General features: G+C 73.9%; 15 protein-coding genes. 7 read left to right on the top strand and 8 right to left on the bottom strand.

Features of this window, described 5'->3' with window-relative positions; all coding sequences use genetic code 11:
* Nucleotides 1–64: 64 nt before the first annotated feature.
* Both AB2L27_RS08880 and AB2L27_RS08875 read right to left on the bottom strand, forming a co-directional pair.
* Entirely contained in the window at nt 65–2,131 is a 2,067-nt protein-coding gene (locus AB2L27_RS08880) for a calcineurin-like phosphoesterase C-terminal domain-containing protein (protein ID WP_370441117.1), read from the bottom strand.
* Between the two features lie 102 nt (nt 2,132–2,233).
* The gene (locus tag AB2L27_RS08875) at nt 2,234–3,631 is read right to left on the bottom strand and encodes an ATP-dependent 6-phosphofructokinase (RefSeq protein ID WP_370441116.1); all 1,398 of its coding nucleotides are present in this window, start codon (nt 3,629–3,631) and stop codon (nt 2,234–2,236) included.
* Nucleotides 3,632–3,749: 118 nt separating this feature from the next.
* On the opposite strand from AB2L27_RS08875, the gene AB2L27_RS08870 reads away from it, so the two are divergent.
* Nucleotides 3,750–4,151, top strand: coding sequence for an OsmC family protein (locus AB2L27_RS08870; RefSeq protein ID WP_370441115.1), 402 nt, complete (start codon nt 3,750–3,752; stop codon nt 4,149–4,151).
* Nucleotides 4,152–4,169: 18 nt separating this feature from the next.
* On the opposite strand, the gene AB2L27_RS08865 is transcribed toward AB2L27_RS08870, so the two are convergent.
* Both AB2L27_RS08865 and AB2L27_RS08860 read right to left on the bottom strand, forming a co-directional pair.
* A complete protein-coding gene (locus tag AB2L27_RS08865; protein WP_370441114.1) occupies nt 4,170–6,185 on the bottom strand; it encodes a bifunctional copper resistance protein CopD/cytochrome c oxidase assembly protein in 2,016 nt (671 codons plus the stop codon).
* Between the two features lie 46 nt (nt 6,186–6,231).
* Entirely contained in the window at nt 6,232–6,651 is a 420-nt protein-coding gene (locus tag AB2L27_RS08860; protein ID WP_370441113.1) for an ATP-binding protein, read from the bottom strand.
* Between the two features lie 326 nt (nt 6,652–6,977).
* Here AB2L27_RS08860 and AB2L27_RS08855 point away from each other — a divergent pair, with 326 nt between their 5' ends.
* The 6 genes from AB2L27_RS08855 (at nt 6,978) to AB2L27_RS08830 (ending at nt 13,037) form a co-directional block, all read left to right on the top strand.
* Nucleotides 6,978–7,523 carry a MarR family winged helix-turn-helix transcriptional regulator gene (locus AB2L27_RS08855; protein ID WP_370441112.1) on the top strand — a complete coding sequence of 182 codons (546 nt, stop codon included), beginning with the start codon at nt 6,978–6,980 and terminating at the stop codon, nt 7,521–7,523.
* Nucleotides 7,520–9,547 (top strand): MDR family MFS transporter, encoded by a 2,028-nt coding sequence (locus tag AB2L27_RS08850; protein ID WP_370441111.1) that lies wholly within the window; start codon nt 7,520–7,522, stop codon nt 9,545–9,547. Before AB2L27_RS08855 ends, AB2L27_RS08850 begins: the two co-directional genes overlap by 4 nt.
* Nucleotides 9,548–9,713: 166 nt before the next feature.
* On the top strand, nt 9,714–10,154 hold the full coding sequence (locus AB2L27_RS08845) for a Fur family transcriptional regulator (RefSeq protein ID WP_370441110.1): 441 nt from the start codon (nt 9,714–9,716) through the stop codon (nt 10,152–10,154).
* A gap of 35 nt (nt 10,155–10,189) precedes the next feature.
* Nucleotides 10,190–10,717: a Dps family protein gene (locus tag AB2L27_RS08840; protein ID WP_370441109.1), complete on the top strand. Its 528-nt coding sequence runs from the start codon at nt 10,190–10,192 to the stop codon at nt 10,715–10,717.
* Nucleotides 10,718–10,772: 55 nt separating this feature from the next.
* Nucleotides 10,773–12,116, top strand: coding sequence for an 8-oxoguanine deaminase (locus AB2L27_RS08835; RefSeq protein WP_370441166.1), 1,344 nt, complete (start codon nt 10,773–10,775; stop codon nt 12,114–12,116).
* A gap of 69 nt (nt 12,117–12,185) precedes the next feature.
* Nucleotides 12,186–13,037 (top strand): HpcH/HpaI aldolase/citrate lyase family protein, encoded by an 852-nt coding sequence (locus AB2L27_RS08830; RefSeq protein ID WP_370441108.1) that lies wholly within the window; start codon nt 12,186–12,188, stop codon nt 13,035–13,037.
* A gap of 45 nt (nt 13,038–13,082) precedes the next feature.
* On the opposite strand, the gene AB2L27_RS08825 is transcribed toward AB2L27_RS08830, so the two are convergent.
* The 4 genes from AB2L27_RS08825 to pdhA form a co-directional block, all read right to left on the bottom strand.
* Entirely contained in the window at nt 13,083–14,174 is a 1,092-nt protein-coding gene (locus AB2L27_RS08825; RefSeq protein ID WP_370441107.1) for a ScyD/ScyE family protein, read from the bottom strand.
* Between the two features lie 116 nt (nt 14,175–14,290).
* A complete protein-coding gene (locus AB2L27_RS08820; RefSeq protein WP_370441106.1) occupies nt 14,291–15,571 on the bottom strand; it encodes a dihydrolipoamide acetyltransferase family protein in 1,281 nt (426 codons plus the stop codon).
* A 27-nt stretch (nt 15,572–15,598) separates the two neighbouring features.
* Nucleotides 15,599–16,582: an alpha-ketoacid dehydrogenase subunit beta gene (locus tag AB2L27_RS08815; protein ID WP_370441105.1), complete on the bottom strand. Its 984-nt coding sequence runs from the start codon at nt 16,580–16,582 to the stop codon at nt 15,599–15,601.
* On the bottom strand, nt 16,582–17,766 hold the full coding sequence (gene pdhA / locus AB2L27_RS08810; RefSeq protein ID WP_370441104.1) for a pyruvate dehydrogenase (acetyl-transferring) E1 component subunit alpha: 1,185 nt from the start codon (nt 17,764–17,766) through the stop codon (nt 16,582–16,584). The genes AB2L27_RS08815 and pdhA overlap by 1 nt, the downstream gene beginning before the upstream one ends.
* Nucleotides 17,767–17,820: the final 54 nt, after the last annotated feature.

Here is a 17,820-nt window from a genome sequence, read left to right as displayed (position 1 = left end):
CCCGGGGCCGATGACCGGCCCCGGGGAGGCAACGAGGGCCAACCCCCGGAGGGCGAGCTGAGGGTCAGTCCTGCGCGAACACGTCCGAGCGGAACCCCTGCTGCGGCAGCTCGGCCCGCACCTCGAACACGTACGTCTCGGTGGACTGGCGGCCGAAGGAGTCGGTGGCGGTCACGTCGGCGCGGTGCACGCCCTCGGACAGCCCGCTGGGGAGGCGGAACTGCCAGAGGTGGGTCGCGCGGTCGGCGACGTTGTTGCCGGGCTGGGCGGGGCCGGGGCCGTAGTCGCTGCCCGCGTACAGCTCGAACCCCTGGGCCGCCTCGTCACCGGAGGTCGAGGCGAACCCGAAGCGGGCGACCTGGAGCTGACGGGTCGCGGCGGCCGGGTCGGCGTACAGCGCACCGGTCTTCGCCGCCTCCCCCGTGGCCTGCTGGGTGCGGGTCGCGGCCTGGGCCTGCCCGCCGTCGATCGCGACGGAGACCTCGGTGTCGGTCGAGCCGTACCAGACGTTCGTCGTGAGGAACGTGTCGGCGGCGACGTCGGCCGTCGTCACCAGACCGGGGTCGCCCAGGTCGTTGACGTTGACCGGGGGCGCCTGCTCCCAGCCCTCGCGGGTGGCGGCCCACTCGGTGATCGTCGTGTACCAGTCCCGCCAGCGCGGGGAGTTCAGCGAGACGGCCATCTGCTTCTCGACGGGCTCGCCGATCGCGCGGAAGCTGTCGACGTACTCCGACCCCTCCACGTCGAGGACCAGGTACCCCGGACGGGCGCCGTCGCGCTGCAGCGCCATCGGACGGCCGTCGACGCCGAGGTCGCCGGAGTACCAGTCACCGCTGGGCGCACCCGCGACGACGTGCGGGAAGGGCAGGGCGTCGACCCCGACGGCGGTCTTCCAGCCGGCGTAGCTGTCACCGGTGTTCATGCGCTCGGTGGAGTGGGTGTGACCGGAGACCGACAGCGCCGGGCGGCCCTCGAGCAGCTCGTAGACCTCGCGGACCTCCTTCGTCTGGTGCTTGGTGGAGGTCTGGTCGGCGAAGGAGACCATCGGGATGTGCGAGGCGAGGACGACGAGCTTGTCCTGCGGCACGGTGGCGAGGTCGTTGGCCAGCCACTGCACCTGGTCGTCGCCGAGCTGCCCGGAGTAGGTCGGGGAGTTCTCCGGGTCGGCGCAGTGCGGGCGCGTCCCGTCGGCGTCGTCCTCCGGCGTGCACGGGTACTTGACGTTGTTCAGGACGACGTAGTGGATGTCGGCCACGTCGTAGCTGTACGTCGTCGGCCCGAGTTCGCGCTTGAACGTGTCGAAGGAGTGGGCGGCGTCGGTGGCGTCGAGGTCGAGGTCGTGGTTGCCGGGGACGAACCGCAGCGGCAGCCCGGAGGCCCCGAGGACCTCCTTGATGCGCGGGTACAGGCCGAGGTCGTCACCGGCCACGTCACCGAGCATGAGGGCACCGCACTCGGCGACGTCCTTCTCCTGCAGCAGGTCGGCGAGCAGCCCGTCGCGGGCGAACCCGAGTTCGCGGCCGCTGTAGGTCTGGACGTCGGCCAGGACCGCGCAGCGGGTGGCGTCGTCCTGGGCGGCCTCGCCGCCGCGCACGATGGGGAAGTTCACCGCCGAGGGCAGCGGGCCGGTCGGTTCCAGCCCGCCGAAGCGCAGGTCCGGGGAACCGGCGGGCAGGTGGTGGTAGGAGAACTGCGCGACGCCGTCGGTGTCGACGGGGACCTGCCAGCCGGCGGGCTGGGTGACGAAGGCGGTCATGCCGTCGCGGACGGGCAGTTCGTAGTTCCCGTCGGCGTCGGTGACGACGACCTCGCGGCCGTTGGAGACCGAGACGCCCTCGACGCCGGAGTCCCCGGAGCTGCGGCCGTCGCGGTCGGCGTCCTCGAACACCTTGCCGCGCAGCACCTGCTCCCCGGAGGAACGGGTGGTGGCCCCCGCGTCGCGGACGACCTCGACGGCGCCGACGTAGGCGGGGCGGTCGGTGGGGGCGGGGGACGCGGTGGCCTCGGGGGCCGCGGAGCTGGAGGCCTGGGTCAGGGCGCCGGCGCCCAGGAGGACACCGGCGCCGAGCGCCACGGCGCGACGCCGGGGACTGGTGGAGGGGCGGGCGGGGGGACGGACGGGCTCTCGCACGGGAGTGCACCTCTCGGTCGGGGTGCCCCCCAGCCTGTGCGGAGTCTGTGAACTCCTGGTGTCGGCCGCCGGAAGCTCAGCGGAACGTCACCGGGAGCGCACTCACTGCCCGCCGAACGCCGTGACCTGCTCGGCGGAGAACTCCCCGAACGACCACGGCTGGCCCGTCGCCTCCAGCACCGACCACCACAGGTCCCCGTGCGGGTCGACCTGGTTGCGGGCCGAGACGGCCAGGGCGATCGGGATGTGCACGAACCGCCGGCGCCAGCGACCCACGACCATGTTCGTCCGCCCGGCCATCGCCGCGTGCACCGCCGCGTGGGCCAGCCGGATGCAGTACACCGCGTCGTACGGGTTCGCCGGGACGCTGCGGATGACGTAGCTGGGGTCGATGTAGCGCATGTTCAGCTCAAGGTCGTGCGCGGCGAAGTCGTCCGTGATCGCCTGCCGCAGCAACCGTCCGACGTCCTGCAGCCGCTTGTTGCCCGAGGCGTCCTTGAGCGCGGCGGCGGCGTCGGCGGGGTCGAACAACTCCTGCCCGGCGCCCTCGGCGGCCACGACGAGCGCGTGCCCCTGGCTGGCGACCTTCTCCCGCAGCCGCTCCAGGAAACCGCCGGGACCCTCCAGGGTGAACGGCACCTCGGGGATGAGGACGAAGTCGGCGTCGTTCTGGGCCAGGGCGGCGTAGCACGCGATGAACCCCGAGTGCCGGCCCATGAGCTTGACGACGCTGACGCCGTTCGGCGCCGTGCGCGCCTCGACCTTGGCCGACCGGATGGACCGGGAGGCCTCGCTGAACGCGGACTGGAACCCGAAGCTCTGGTCGATGAACGGGATGTCGTTGTCGATCGTCTTCGGGATGCCGACGACGGCGATCTTGAGGTCGCGCGCCTTGATCTCGGCGGAGATCCGCTGCGCCCCGCGCATCGTCCCGTCGCCGCCGACGACGAACAGGATCGAGATGCCCATGCGTTCGAGGCAGTCCACGACCTCCACCGGGTCCTGCTGACCCCGGGAGGTCCCCAGGATCGTGCCGCCCTCGCCGTCGATGTTCTCCACGACCTGCGGGGTGAGGTCGATGACGTCGTGGCCGTAGCTGGGGATGAAACCCTGGTAGCCGTTCTTGAAGCCGTGGATGCGCCGGACCCCGTAGTGGGTCGTCAGCTCCGAGACCAGCCCGCGGATGACGTTGTTGATCCCGGGGCACAGCCCGCCGCACGTGACGATGCCGACGCGCGTCTTGGAGGGGTCGAAGAAGATCTTCTTGCGCGGGCCGGTGGGCTCCAGGCTCGGCAGGTCCTCCAGGTCGCCGTCGCGGCGGGAGACCTTGGACAGCGTGTCGTCGAACAGGACGCGGTCGGTCTCGTCGATGTAGTGGTGGGTGGTGCGGCGCGCCTGCAGCCGCGGCGACAGGGGCGAGTCGACGGTGCACGGACCGAGCGTCTCGACGGTGAAGTCGATGGGCTCGCGGCTCGTGGGACGGTCGGTGGGCTCGGCCATGAGCGCGCGGTCCTTTCGCGACGGTGGTGGGCGAGTCCCCATCATCGGGCAGGCCCGTGACCCCGATCACGCCGGGGTCCGTCGCGCGGCCGGCGCGATCCGTGCCTAGCGTCGGGGCATGGCTGAGGACCTGTACACCGGCACCGTGACCGCGACCGAGGGAGCCGCCCGTTCCGACGACGGCGCCCTGACCCTGGAGGTGCACGAACCGACCGCCCTGCAGGGCTCGGGCGAGGGCACCAACCCCGAGCAGCTCATGGCAGCGGCCCTGGGCTCGTGCCTGCTGGAGTCGCTGCGCATCGCCGCGACGAGCGCGGGCGGCAGCACCGAGGGGGCGAGCGTGGAGGCGCGCACCACGCTGTCCTCCGGCGAGGGCGCCGGCTACTCGGCGCGCTACGACCTCAGCGTGACCCTGCCGGACGCCGGTGGTGACGCCGAGGCCGTGCTGGCGCAGGCCCTGACGATCTGCCCGTTCACCAAGACGATCGACGACGGCGCCCTGCAGGTGCGGCTGGCCTGATCCCGCCGCGGCCCCCGGTCAGGACCGGGGGCCCTCCCGGTCGGCCAGCCGCTGCAGCATCGCGTTGTACTCGGCGAGGTCGGCGTCGCCGTCGCGGGAGGCCTTGCGGTCGCGGCGCTTGTTCTCCCGGTCGTCCGAGCGCGACCAGCCGATCGCGACGCCCAGGACGAGCACGAGCGTGGGGATCTCCCCGATGCCCCAGGCGATGTCCCCGCCCTCCTGCTGGTTCGCCAGCAGGTCCGCGTCCGGGGTCATCTGGGAGAACCAGTCGGGGGCCAGCAGGGTCGTGCCCTGCATGAGCGCCACGCCGAAGAAGGCGTGGAAGCCCATCGTCGCCAGCAGCAGGATGAGCCGCAGCGGGTAGGCCGGCCGCTGGCCGCCGGGGTCCACCCCGATGAGCGCCGAGGAGAACAGGTACCCGGTGCCCAGGAAGTGGAACATCATCAGCTCGTGCCCGACGTGGGTGCGCAGCGCGAGCTCGAACAGCGGTGAGTAGTAGAAGACGATGAGCGAGCCGGCGAACAGGACGGCCGCCACGAGCGGGTGCCCGACGACCGCGAGGTAGCGCGAGTGCACGACCTGCAGCAGCCACTCCCGCGCGCCGCGCGAGTGGTCCCGCCGGGCCGGCAGGACGCGCAGGGCGAGGGTGACGGGGGCGCCCAGGACCAGCATCGGCGGCACCGCCATCGTCAGCAGCATGTGCTGGAGCATGTGCGCGCTGAAGGTGATCCGGCCGTAGGCGGCGGGGCCGCCGCTGGTGACGAACAGCAGCGCCACGCACCCGAGCACCCACCAGATCGTGCGGCCCACCGGCCAGGAGTCCCCCCGCGCGCGCAACCGCCGCACGCCGAGCAGGTAGCCGACGAGCACGAGCCCGCCGATGGTCAGCCACAGCAGGTCCGGGCTCGTCTGGGTGAACCAGCGCCCGACGGTGATCGGCGGCGGCACCGGCTGGCCGAGCAGGGCCTCGGCGCGGCCGGTCCCCGGGACGTCGTCCGGCACCGGCGTGGGGCTGCGGCTCAGGGCCACGCCCAGGCCCGTCGCGGCGCCCATGAGCACGAGCTCGCCGGCGGCGATGCGGACGAAGGCCGCCGGCCGGGCCGCCAGCAGCGGGATCGTCCGGCGGCGGTGCCAGACCCCGAACGCGCCGAGGGCGAGGAGGGCGAGGACCTTGCCGAGGACGAGGGCCCCGTAGGCGGTCCCCAGCCCGGACCAGCCGCCGAGGCGGACGGAGGCGTTCAGGACGCCGGACAGCGCCACGGCGGCGAAGCACCACAGCGCGACGGTGGAGTAGCGGGTGGCCAGGGTCGTCAGGTCGACGGGGCGGTGGCCCCTGGCGCTGCCGGCGCCGCGGCCGGTCAGGGGCACGACGAGCAGGACGGCGGCCAGCCCCCCCACCCACACGGTGACGCCGACGAGGTGCATGGCCAGCGAGCTGACGGCCGTCTCGTGGGAGGCCGACCCCGAGGCGTGCCCGGACAGCGACAGGGGCATGAGGGCGAGCACGGACAGCGCGAAACCCCAGGCCGCCCCCGCGGGGGCCGTCGCGGCCGCACCGACGGTGGCGACGACCGCGGCGAGCACGGTCGTCACCAGGAGCGCGCGGCCGAGGTCGATGGACTGGGCGAACTGCGCGAACTGGGCCCCGAAGCCGGCCCCCCCGGGCGCGGCGCCGATGACGTCCATCGCGGTCAGGACGAGCACGACCAGCGCGGCCACCGCCCAGACCCCGCCGGCCACGCCGGCCACCCGGACGGCCCGGTTCCAGGCCTCACCGGGGTGCGGCAGCAGGAAGGTGGCGACGGCGAACCCGCCGACGGCCAGCGCGGCCGACAGGTCGTGGACCGTGCGGGCCACGGGCAGGCCGTAGCGGACGAGGGCGCCGGGGTCCCCCAGGACGGAGGGGGTCAGCCCACCGGCGAGGGCGAGGGCGGTGAGCAGGACCGCGAGCGCGGCGAGGAGGACGGCCGAGGTGGTGAGCAGGACGCCGCTCGTGCCGGGTGCGCTGCGGGCCGTGCGGGTAGGAGCGGCCACTCCCCCAGGGTAGGTCGCCGCGGGAGCGGGTCGGGGCGCGGAGCCGTCAGGCCGAGGCGCGCGCGGACCGGACGGGGGCCAGGGCGGTGGCCACGTCGAACCAGACGGTCTTGCCCAGGGGCTCCACGTCGACGCCGTGGGCGTCGGCCAGGGCCTCGACCAGGGCGATGCCGCGGCCGTTGAGGGCCTCGGGGTCGGACTCGCGGCGCATCGGCAGGCGGGTGTTCTCGTCGCCGACGGCGACGCGGACTCGGGAGCCGACGCGGCCGATGCGCAGGCTGACGTCGCTGCGCCCGTGCAGCACGGCGTTGGTGACGACCTCGGCGGTCAGCAGCAGGAGGGTGTCCACGACGTCGCCGATGACCCCCTCGCTGATGCACCAGTCGGCCACGACGTGCCGGGCCGCCCGCGAGGACAGCGGGACAGGCGCCAGCGTCGTCTCGCACGACCAGTCCGTGAACGACACTGAGTGACTCTCCCGATACGTAGGGTTATTACCCACCGTAGCGCAGGGCCCCCCGGGCGGCACGGCCCGTCTGCTCGGCACCACTGCCGCCGGGGACGGGAAGCCCGCCGTCCGGCACGCCCACGGCGCGCGCTCCGTCCTCACCGTCGACCCCCGATGCGTGTGTGCGGCTGGTACCTTGCGATGTCGTTGCATGTAGCACTCAAGGATCGGGCCGACCGGCCCGACATCCCGGGGAGTACTTCGCCGGACGACCCCACTCCGTTACAGCACGTGATGGCCGTTCGGCCGCCAGACCTTCCAGACCCACCCGCAGGAGCACCCGCATGACACCAGGCACCACCGTCGGCGACCCGGCCGGCACCCCGGCACGGGGTCGCGGGCAGGACGGGGACGGGCAGCTCGTCTCCGCCGTGGCCGACCAGGTCGGGCGCCAGCTCCGGGCCCTGCACTCCTTCAAGGCCCAGGTGGCCCGCGGCGAGAGCGACGTCGAGCGCGCCATGCACGTCGTCCTCTACGTCCTGGCCGACCACGGGCCGCTGCGCGTCAGCGCCCTGGCCGAACGCCTCGGCACGGACCCCTCGACCACCAGCCGGCAGACCGGCGACCTCGTCCGGCGCGACCTGCTGCGCAGGCTGCCCGACCCCGACGACCGCCGCGCCAGCCTGCTGGACGTCACCGCGGCCGGTCACGAGGTCGTGGCCCAGATGAAGCAGCGCCGCCACGAGCACCTGGCCCGCGCCGTGGACGACTTCACCGACGAGGACCTGGTGACGTTCACCGCCCTGCTGTCCCGCTTCGCCGACGGGCTCGAACGGGCCCGCACCGACACCCTCCGGACCACCACGACCGCCCCTGGGGAGAACGCATGAGCAGCACGACCGCCGGTCCCGCGCCGGCACCGGAGGCACCGGTCTTCAGCCACCGCCAGATCATGGCCATCCTGTCCGGCCTGCTGCTGGGGATGTTCCTCGGCGCCCTGGACCAGACGATCGTCTCCACGGCCATCCGCACGATCGCCGACGACCTGGACGGGTTCTCCCTCCAGGCCTGGGCGACGACCGCCTTCCTCATCACCTCGACGATCTCCACGCCGCTGTACGGCAAGTTGTCCGACATGTACGGGCGGCGGAAGTTCTTCATCGCCGCCATCGGCATCTTCATCGTGGGCTCGGCCCTGTGCGGGATCTCGACCTCGATGTACGAGCTCGCCGGGTTCCGCGCCCTGCAGGGCCTGGGGGCCGGCGGTCTCATGTCGCTGGCCCTGACGATCATCGGCGACATCGTCCCGCCGCGGGAACGGGCCAGGTACCAGGCCTACTTCATGATGGTGTTCGGCACCTCCAGCGTCCTGGGTCCCGTCGCCGGCGGGTTCTTCGCCGGCCTGGACTCCCTGCTCGGCCTGGCCGGTTGGCGCTGGATCTTCTGGCTCAACGTCCCGATCGGCGTCTTCGCCCTGCTCGTCGTCTCCAGGAACCTGCACCTGCCCAGGCGCTCCAGCCACCACCGGATCGACTGGCCCGGCGCGCTGACCCTCGTCACGACCCTCGTGCCGCTGCTCATCGTGGCCGAGCAGGGCCGGGAGTGGGGCTGGGGCGACGCGACATCGATCACCTGCTACGTCATCGGCGCCGTCGGCCTCCTCGGGTTCGTCCTCGCCGAGCGCGCCTACGGCGACGAGGCCCTGCTGCCGCTGCGCATGTTCCGCGGGCGCACCTTCGTCGTGGGGTCCCTCGGCTCGTTCATCCTGGGCATGGGGATGTTCGGCGTGTTCGCCGTCCTGCCCCAGTACCTGCAGGTCGTCAAGGGCCTCAGCCCGACCACGGGCGGGCTCGCGATGCTGCCGGTCGTCGTCGGCATCATGTCCAGCAGCATGTTCTCCGGCCGCTTCATCGCCCGCACCGGCACCTACAAGGTGCTGCCCGTCGTCGGCACCGGCCTCATGGTCCTGGCCCTGTTCCTGTTCTCCCGGGTGAACGCCGACACCCCGATCTGGCAGACGATGATCGCCATGCTGGTCATGGGCTGGGGCCTGGGCGGCAACATGCAGCCGGTCATCCTGGCGGTCCAGAACGCCGCCGACCGCAGCGAACTGGGCGTCGCCACCAGCTCGGTGACGTTCTTCCGCCAGATGGGCGGCACGCTGGGCACCGCGGTGTTCCTCTCGATCCTGTTCTCCACCCTGGGCCAGAAGGTCTCCGGCGCCTACGACTCCGCGTCCGGTTCGCCGGAGTTCGGCCAGGCGCTGCGGAACTGGGGCGGGGACCTGCAGGCCACGCTGGCCCGGGCGAACGACGACACCTCCGTCCTGGGCCAGCTCCCGGACGTCCTGGCCCACCCGTTCAAGGTCGGGTTCACCGAGTCCACGAGCACGATCTACCTCGTCGCGACGTTCGTCATGGTCACCGGTTTCATCACGGTGCTGTTCCTGCCCGCGCTGCCCCTGAGGGGCTCCGGCGCCCCGGCCGCCGCGGGCCCGGCCCCCGAGGGCACCGACCAGAGCCCGGCCGGCACCGCCACCGCCGCGGCCGCCGCGCCCGCGCAGGCGGCCGGGGCACCGCTGGCCACCAGCGGTGGCGCGGTCGCCGCCGGCCTCGCTACCGTCGAGCCCGTGAACGGATCGATGGCCCCCGGGGAACTGGCCGAACGCCTCCGCAGCGGCGTCCAGCAGGCCAAGGCCGCCCAGCAGGCGATGGCCGAGCTGGCCGTGGAGGCCGAGCGCCGCGAGGCCGCCTTCGACGCGGCCGTGGAGAACCTGCGCGACCTCGGGCTCGACGAGGCCTCCATCGAGGCCGCGCTCGGCGAGGACGCGGCCACCCCGCGCGGGCGCCACGCCGGGTCCACCGGTCCCGCCGAGGCCGCCACGGCGCACGAGGAACTGGGCGCGCAGAACTGACACCGCGCACGTCCCCGCAGGGCCCCGGAGCACCGCTCCGGGGCCCTGCGGCGTTGTGCGGCAGGGCATCGGGCGGGGGATCGGGCGGGGATTCGGTGAGGCTGACCGAACGAAAGCGAGGCTCACCTTCTTTTGACACAGTCCAAAGAAGGCGTACGCTCGGACCATGACCTCGACCGACCGCACCTCCCCGGAGGCGGTGCTGCGCGAGGCCGGACTGCGCAGCACGGCCCCGCGGCGCACGGTCCTGGAGGCCGTGGCCGACCACCCGCACGTGACCGCCGCGGGACTGGCCGAACTGCTCGGGACGGCGGACCAGCGCATGTCCCGGCAGAGCCTGTACAACGTGCTGGAGGACCTGACCCGCACGGGCCTCCTGCGCAGCATCCAGCCGACGGGTTCGGCCCCCCGCTACGAGACGGCGGTGGCCGGCGAGCACCACCACCTCGTCTGCCGCGGGTGCGGGACCGTCGTCGACGTCCCGTGCGCGGTCGGCGCCAGCCCCTGCCTGACCCCCGTGGACGCACCGGGTTTCCCGGTCCTCGACCACGCCGAGGTCACCTGGTGGGGCCTGTGCACCGACTGCGCCCCCGCTGACCCCCGCTGACCACCCGACCCGCCACCAGCACCAGCCACCCGCTCATGGAGGACACCGTGACCACGATCGACGACATCACCACCGCCGGCCTGACCCAGACCGCCGTCGCCGGCTTCGACGCCAGCTCGCGCCTGAACTCCGGCCTGCAGGAGGTCCTCGTCGACCTCACCGCGCTGCACCTGCAGGGCAAGCAGGCCCACTGGAACATCGTGGGCGCGAACTTCCGCGACCTGCACCTGCAGCTCGACGAGCTCATCGACGCCGCCCGCACCTACGCCGACGACGCGGCCGAGCGCATGCGCGCCGTCGGCGGTGTCCCCGACGCCCGCCCGGCGACCGTCGCGGCCACCACGACCATCGGCGACTTCGGCGCCGACGAGATCGACACGCAGGCCGCCGTGGAGGCGATCGTCGCGATGACCCGCCGCACCGTCGACACCATCCGCCGCGTGCACGACCCGATCGACGCCGAGGACCCCTCGACCGCCGACCTGCTGCACGGCTTCATCCTCGGCCTGGAGAAGCAGGCCTGGCTGATCGGTGCGGAGAACCGCGCGCCGCGCCGCCGCTGAGCACACCGCCGCACCGGCGGTCCCGGTCGGGCAGGATCGGCGCATGCCGACCCTGCTGATCACCGGGGCCGCCGTGGCCACCGTCGACCCCTCCGGCACCGAGCACCGGAGGGGTTTCGTCGTCGTGGACGGCGGTGTCGTCACTGCCGTCGGGGCGGGCGACCCACCCGCGGGCACCACCGCCGACCGGGTCGTCGACGGCCGCGGGCACCTGCTGACCCCGGGGTTCGTCAACACCCACCACCACCTCTACCAGTGGGCCACCCGCGGGTTCGCCGTCGACGCGGGCCTGTTCGAGTGGCTGACCACGCTGTACCCCGTCTGGGCGCGGCTGGAGGCCCCCGACGTCGAGGCCGCCGCCCGGGCCGGGCTGGCCCGGCTCGCCCTCACCGGCTGCACGACGACGACCGACCACCACTACCTGCACCCGCGCGACGGCGGGGACCAGCTCGCCGCCACCGTCGAGGCCGCCCGCACCGTCGGCCTGCGCTTCTCCCCCACCCGCGGCTCCATGGACCTCGGCGCCTCCGCCGGCGGGCTGCCGCCGGACTCCGTCGTCGAGACCGTCGACGCCGTCCTGGCCGCGACGGCCGACGCCGTCGCCCGCTTCCACGACCCCGCCCCGGGCGCGATGGTGCGGGTCGGCGCCGCCCCCTGCTCGCCGTTCTCCGTCTCCCCCGACCTGCTGCGCCAGACCGCCGCCCAGGCCGCCGAGCTCGGCATCCGCCGGCACACCCACCTCGCCGAGACCGCCGACGAGGAGGAGTACTGCGCGCGGACCTTCGGCCGCCGGCCCGTGGAGGTGCTGGACGACCTCGGCTGGCTCGGCCCGGACGTGTGGCTGGCCCACTGCGTCCACCTGTCCGACGCCGACATCGCCACCCTGGCCCGCACCGGCACGTCGGTCGCGCACTGCCCCAGCTCCAACGCCCGGCTCGGCGCCGGCATCGCCCGGACCCGGGACCTGCTCGCCGCCGGGGTCCCCGTCGGCCTCGGGGTGGACGGGGCCGCCTCCAGCGAGCAGGGCAGCCTGGCCGACGAGCTGCGGCAGATGCTCTACGTGGCCCGCGCCGTCGGCGGCCCGACCGCGGTCTCGGCCCGCGACGCGCTGCGGGCCGCGACGGCCGGTGGGGCGACGTGCCTGGGCCGGGCCGACGAGATCGGGTCCATCGAGGTCGGCAAGCGGGCCGACCTGGCCCTGTGGGACCTCACCGGCCTCGGGCACGCCGACCTCGAGGACCCCGTCGTCGCCCTCGTCGTCGGGCCGACCCCGCCGCTGGCGCTGTCGACCGTCGAGGGCCGGGTCGTCGTGGAGGGCGGGCGGTTGCGCACCACCGACGTGGACCGGGCCGTGGCCGACCTCGTGGCCGCGCGGGGCCGGGTGCTGGACCGCGCGTGACGTGAGACTCCCCACTCACCGCGCCGCCGGGACGGGGCCGTGCGGGCGGCGGCGCTACCGTCGGGTGCCATGACCGCAGAAGCCGCCGGACGCCAGGTGCACATCGTCGAACCCAAGTACGCGCGGACGTGGCTGCTCGTGAACGCGACCCGCACGGACCTGTTCGACGTGGCCGCGCGCTCGCGGGCCGACCAGGTCGTGCTGGACATCGAGGACGCGGTCGACCCCAGCCACAAGGACTCCGCGCGCGCCGACTCCATCGCGTGGCTGGCCGCCGGGGGGCAGGCCTTCGTCCGCATCAACGACGTCACGACCCCGCACTGGCGCGACGACGTCGACGCGCTCAAGGGGGTCCCGAACCTGCTGGGCGTCATGCTGGCCAAGACCGAGGCCGGCGAGCAGGTCGAGGCCACCTGGCACGCCCTCGGCGGGGCCGTGCCCGTCGTCGCGCTGTGCGAGTCCGCGCTCGGGATCGAGGCCGCCCGCGAGATCGCCTGCGCCCAGGGCACGTTCCGCCTCGCCTTCGGGTCCGGGGACTACCGCCGCGACACCGGGGCCAGCGCGGAGGACATGGCGATGGCCTACCCGCGCACCAAGCTCGTCGTGGCCAGCGCCATCGGCAAGCTGCCCGGCCCGATCGACGGCCCGACCACCGGTGGCGGGCACCCCGAGCTGCGCGAGGCCTCCGGCGTCGGCGTCGCGATGGGGATGATGGGCAAGCTGTGCCTGGACGCCGAGCAGGCCTACGTCATCAACGAGGTCATGAGCCCGAACGTCTCCGACGCCACGTGGGCGCGCGACTTCATCGCCGACTTCGAGCGCAGCGGCGGCGTCGTGCGCGACGGCTCGGACCTGCCGCGCCTGGGCCGGGCCCGGCGCATCCAGGAACTCGCCGACGCGTACGGCATCCGGCCGCTGTGAGGCGACGGGGGGTGGGCCCGGCCGGGCCCACCCCCCGCACGGCGGTCAGGACAGCGGCTCGAACGCCGCGTCGTCGACGCGGACGACCTGACCGAGCCCGGGCCGGCCGAGGAACAACCCCGCGACGCTGAACGCCGTCGAGTACAGGTGCCCACCCGTGAACCGCAGCCCCAGCGGCATCGTCACCTGGGCCGCGGACCGCTCACCGTCGGGGGCGACCGCCACGATCCGCCCGACCGTCGTCGGGTCGAAGTCCGCCGGCGGCGGGCCCTCGCCCTCGGGAGCGCCTTCGAGGAGCTCGGAGACGTAGACCGTGCCGTCGTCGCCGACGGCCACCCCCGTCGGGGCGGTGAACCCGCTCGTCACGCCCAGGACCGTCCCGTCGCACGGGTCCAGCTCGTACACCCGGCCCTCGCCCGGCGCCTCGCCCGACAACGTCGAGACGAACAGGTGGCCCTGCGGCCCCCAGGCCAACCCGGTCGGCACCGGGTCGCAGCCCGTGCTCGCCGGGTCGTTGTTGGGGACGCCCTCGCACGCCCCCGTCGTGACGACGGGCGGGACGAAGAACGTGCTCACCTCCCCCGAGGGGTCCACGGCCAGGACGTCGTTCGCCCCGGCGTCGGCGACGAAGACGCGCTGGTCCGGTCCCCGTCCGGCGAGGACGGCGAACGGGTTGCTCAGCGCGTCCAGCGGGGCGCCGTCGGGACCGAACTGGGTCTGCCCGTCGGGGTTGTTCGCGAGTTCGTACGCCAGGAGGTCGGCCAGGACGCGGCGGGGTTCACCCCGCCGCGAGGACCACAGGGTCGACCCGCCGGTGGCCGAGGGGTCCTGGGACTCCCCGGTGACGACGTACAGCGTCCCGGCCCGGCGGTCGACGCCGGCCGGGGCGGCGAAGTCGGCGAGCCGGACGCTGGGGTCGCCGCCCGGGACGAAACCGCTGATCTCCCCGGACGAGCTCTCGGCGACGTAGAACTTCCCGCCCTCGGAGGCCACCCCGAACGGGTCGTCCAGCCCCTGGGTGACGACGGTGACGGGACCGCCCGGTGGCGCTCCCGCGTGGGCGGGGGCGGTGACGGCGAGGGCGGCGGTGGTCGTGGTGGCGAGGACGAGTGCTGCGGTGCGGAGCCGGTGCGCCATGGCGTTCTCCTCCGGACAAGGGAACCTCAGCGTTTCCCGAGGCGCCGCACAGTACTGCTGCGGCGCCCCCCACCGGAAGCCCCCCGGGAGGGTGCCAGGACGACGGCCTCGAGGGGTCAGCTCCAGGTCAGCGCCCGGGCCGGGTCCTCCAGGACGGCGGCGATGTCGGCCAGCGCGCGCGAACCGCTCTCCCCGTCCAGCATCCGGTGGTCGAAGGACAACCCGAGCTGGGCCAGGTAGCGGGGTTTGACCTTGCCCTTGTGCACCCAGGGGCGCTGGGAGATCTTGCCGACCGCCAGGATCGCCGCCTCCCCGGGGTTGAGGATCGGCGTTCCCGTGTCGATGCCGAACGTCCCGACGTTGCTGATCGTGATGGTGCCCTCGGCCAGGTCGCGGGGTTTCGCCTTCCCCTCCCGGGCCGTCGCGGCCAGTTCCCCGAGGTGGACGGCGAGCTCCTTGAGCGACATGGCGTCCGCGTCCTTGACGTTGGGGACGAGCAGCCCGCGCGGCGTCGCGACGGCGATGCCGAGGTTCACGTAGTTCTTCACGACGATGACCTGGTTGGCCTCGTCCCACGTGGAGTTGATGTCGGGGTTGCGGCGGGCCGCCACGAGCAGCGCCTTGGCCACCAGCAGCAGGGGCGAGACGCGGATCCCGGCGTACTCCGGGTCGGCCTTGAGCCGCTGCACCAGCTTCATCGTGCGGGTGGCGTCGACGGTCGTGAACACCGTGACGTGCGGGGCGGAGAACGCGCTCTCCACCATCGCCGCGGCCGTGGCCTTGCGGACCCCGCGGATGGGGACGTGCCGTTCCCGCTCGTGGTCGACGAAGCGCCGCTCGGGTTCGGCGGGCGGGGTGGGGACGAGCGCGAGGACGTCGGCGCGGCTGACCGTGCCCCCCGGGCCCGTCGGGGTCGCCGCGGCGAGGTCGACCCCGAGGTCGCGGGCGAGCTTGCGCACGGGGGGTTTGGCCAGGACGTGCACCTCGGCCGGTGCGCTCGGCGCGGCCGCGGCCGGGGCCGGCGCGGGTGCGGGGGTTCCGCGCCGGCGCCGGGGCGCGCTCTCCCGCGTGCCGTACCCGACGAGGGTCGCCCCCGACCCGCTCTCGGCGGGGGCGGGTTCGGGGTTCGCCGGTGCGGGCGCGGGCTCCGGGCTCGCCGAACCGTCGCTGACGACGACGATGTCCGCGCCGACCTCGACGGTGTCGCCCTCGGCGGCGAGGAGTTCGGCGACCGTGCCGGCCCACGGGCTCGGCAGTTCCACGAGCGACTTCGCCGTCTCGATCTCGACGAGGACGTCGTTCACGGCGACGGTGTCGCCGGGTCTGACCTTCCAGGAGACGATCTCGGCCTCGGTGAGACCTTCACCGACGTCGGGCAGGGCGAACCGCTGGTTCAACGGAGTCCTTCGGGGTGTAGGGGTTTCTCAGGCGGCCAGCGACTGCTCGACGGCGTCCAGGACGCGGTCGACCGACGGCAGGTAGTGCTCCTCGACCCGGGCGGCCGGGTAGGGCAGGTGCCAGCCGCCGACGCGCTTGACGGGGGCCTCCAGGGAGTAGAAGCACGACTCCTGGACGCGCGCGGCGAGTTCGGCCATCGGGCCGTGGAACGTGGGGGCCTCGGAGACGGTGACGAGGCGGCCGGTGCGGCGCACCGACGCCGCGACCGTGTCGACGTCGAGCGGGGAGATCGAGCGCAGGTCGATCACCTCGAGCTCGGTGCCGTCCTGGGCGGCGGCCGCCGCGGCGTCCAGGGCGAGCTGGGTCGTGGGGCCGTAGGCGGCCAGGGTCGCGTCCGTGCCGGGCCGCAGGACGCGGGCCTGGTGCAGCGGCGTGACCTGGCCCGGGCCGAGACCGGTGTCGACCTCGCCCTTCTGCCAGTAGCGGCGCTCGGGTTCCAGGAACAGCACCGGGTCGGCCGAGGCGATGGCCTGCTGGACCATCCAGTACGCGTCGTGCGGGGTGCTCGGGGCGACCACCCGCAACCCGGCGGTGTGGGCGAACAGCACCTCCGGGCTCTCGGAGTGGTGCTCGACCGACCCGATGCCCCCGCCGCTGGGGATGCGCAGCACCACGGGCACCGACAACCGCCCGCGGGAACGGGCGCGCAGCTTGGCGAGCTGGGTCGTGATCTGGTTGAACGCCGGGTACACGAACCCGTTGAACTGGATCTCGCAGACGGGGCGGTACCCGCGCAGGGCCATCCCGATCGCGCTGCCGACGATGCCGGCCTCGGCGAGCGGGGTGTCGATGACGCGGTCCTCGCCGAAGTCCTTCTGCAGGCCGTCGGTGACGCGGAACACCCCGCCGAGGGCGCCGATGTCCTCGCCCATGAGCAGGACCCGCGGGTCGCGGTCCATCGCCGCGCGCAGGCCGGCGTTGATCGCGCGGCCGATCGCCATGGTCTCCATCAGCGCGTCCCTCCGTGAGCTGCGGCGTGTGCTGCGGCGTGGGCATCGGCGTCCTGCTGCTCCCAGGCGGCGAGGAACTCGTCACGTTCGGCGGTGACCTGGGGGTGGGGTTCGGCGTAGGCGTGCTCGAACATCGAGGCCGGGTCGGGGTCGGCCATGGCCGAGACCCCCTCGCGCAGCCGTTCGGCCAGGGCCTCGCTGTCGGCGGCCAGGCGCGCCTCGAACTCCTCGTCCAGGACGCCCTCGGCGTTCAGGTACGTCCGGAGCCGGTCGATCGGGTCCTTCTCGCGCCAGGCGTCGACCTCGGCGGCGAGGCGGTAGCGGGTCGGGTCGTCGGACGTGGTGTGCGCGCCCATCCGGAAGGTGAACGACTCCACGAAGGTGGGGCCGCCCCCGGAGCGGGCCCGGTCCAGCGCGCTGCGCACGACGGACAGGACGGCCAGGACGTCGTTGCCGTCGACGAGGACGCCGGGCATCCCGGCCCCCTCGGCCCGCCGGTGCAGCGGCACCGGCGACTGCCGGGAGACCGGTTCGGAGATGGCCCACTGGTTGTTCTGGCAGAAGAAGACGACCGGGGCGTTGAAGACCGAGGCCCAGCTGAGCGCCTCGGCGGCCTCCCCCTGGGACGTGGCGCCGTCGCCGAAGAAGGCGATGACCGCGGTGTCGCGGTCGGGGTCGCCCGTGCCGACGGCCCCGTCGCGCTGCACACCCATGCCGTACCCGACGGCGGGCAGCATCTGCGCGGCGATGACGAGCGTGTACGGGTGCACGCCCATCTCCACCGGGTCCCAGCCGCCGTGGTCGATGCCGCGGAAGATGCTGAGGATGTGCAGCGGGTCCACCCCGCGTGAGAGCAGCGCGCCGTGGTCGCGGTAGCTGGGGAAGAGCTGGTCCTGGCGGCGGGCCGCACGACCGGCCCCGACCTGGGAGGCCTCCTGGCCGCGGCTGCCGGCCCACAGGCCGAGCTGGCCCTTGCGCTGCAGCGCCTCGGCCTCGCTGTCGAAGCGGCGCATGAGGACCATCTCGCGGTAGAGCCCCAGGAGCTCGGCGGGCGTCAGGTCGAGGTCGTGCTCGGGGTCGTGGTGACGCACCCCGTGCTCGTCGAGGAGCTGGACCATCTGCTGCTGTCGGGGGCCGGCGTCCTGCCGGGGGGCCCGTACCGGGTCGAGCGCCGTGTCGGTCACGCGCGTTCCTCCGTGGGTCGTCGGGTGCCGGTGCTCGGACGTTCGACACCAACC

Origin of the sequence: Kineococcus halophytocola (assembly GCF_041276425.1) — a bacterium.
In the GTDB taxonomy this organism is placed as follows: Bacteria; Actinomycetota; Actinomycetes; order Actinomycetales; family Kineococcaceae; genus Kineococcus; species Kineococcus halophytocola.
This window is presented reverse-complemented; position numbering and strand designations above follow the sequence as displayed.

What these genes read in the sequence shown, in the direction of transcription:
- AB2L27_RS08875 (WP_370441116.1), bottom strand. Translation starts at nt 3,631, where the DNA reads ATGGCCGAGCCCACCGACCGTCCCACGAGCCGCGAGCCCATCGACTTC.
- AB2L27_RS08870 (WP_370441115.1), top strand. Translation starts at nt 3,750, where the DNA reads ATGGCTGAGGACCTGTACACCGGCACCGTGACCGCGACCGAGGGAGCC.
- AB2L27_RS08840 (WP_370441109.1), top strand. Translation starts at nt 10,190, where the DNA reads ATGGAGGACACCGTGACCACGATCGACGACATCACCACCGCCGGCCTG.
- AB2L27_RS08815 (WP_370441105.1), bottom strand. Translation starts at nt 16,582, where the DNA reads ATGGAGACCATGGCGATCGGCCGCGCGATCAACGCCGGCCTGCGCGCG.
- AB2L27_RS08845 (WP_370441110.1), top strand. Translation starts at nt 9,714, where the DNA reads ATGACCTCGACCGACCGCACCTCCCCGGAGGCGGTGCTGCGCGAGGCC.
- AB2L27_RS08825 (WP_370441107.1), bottom strand. Translation starts at nt 14,174, where the DNA reads ATGGCGCACCGGCTCCGCACCGCAGCACTCGTCCTCGCCACCACGACC.
- AB2L27_RS08855 (WP_370441112.1), top strand. Translation starts at nt 6,978, where the DNA reads ATGACACCAGGCACCACCGTCGGCGACCCGGCCGGCACCCCGGCACGG.
- AB2L27_RS08830 (WP_370441108.1), top strand. Translation starts at nt 12,186, where the DNA reads ATGACCGCAGAAGCCGCCGGACGCCAGGTGCACATCGTCGAACCCAAG.
- AB2L27_RS08850 (WP_370441111.1), top strand. Translation starts at nt 7,520, where the DNA reads ATGAGCAGCACGACCGCCGGTCCCGCGCCGGCACCGGAGGCACCGGTC.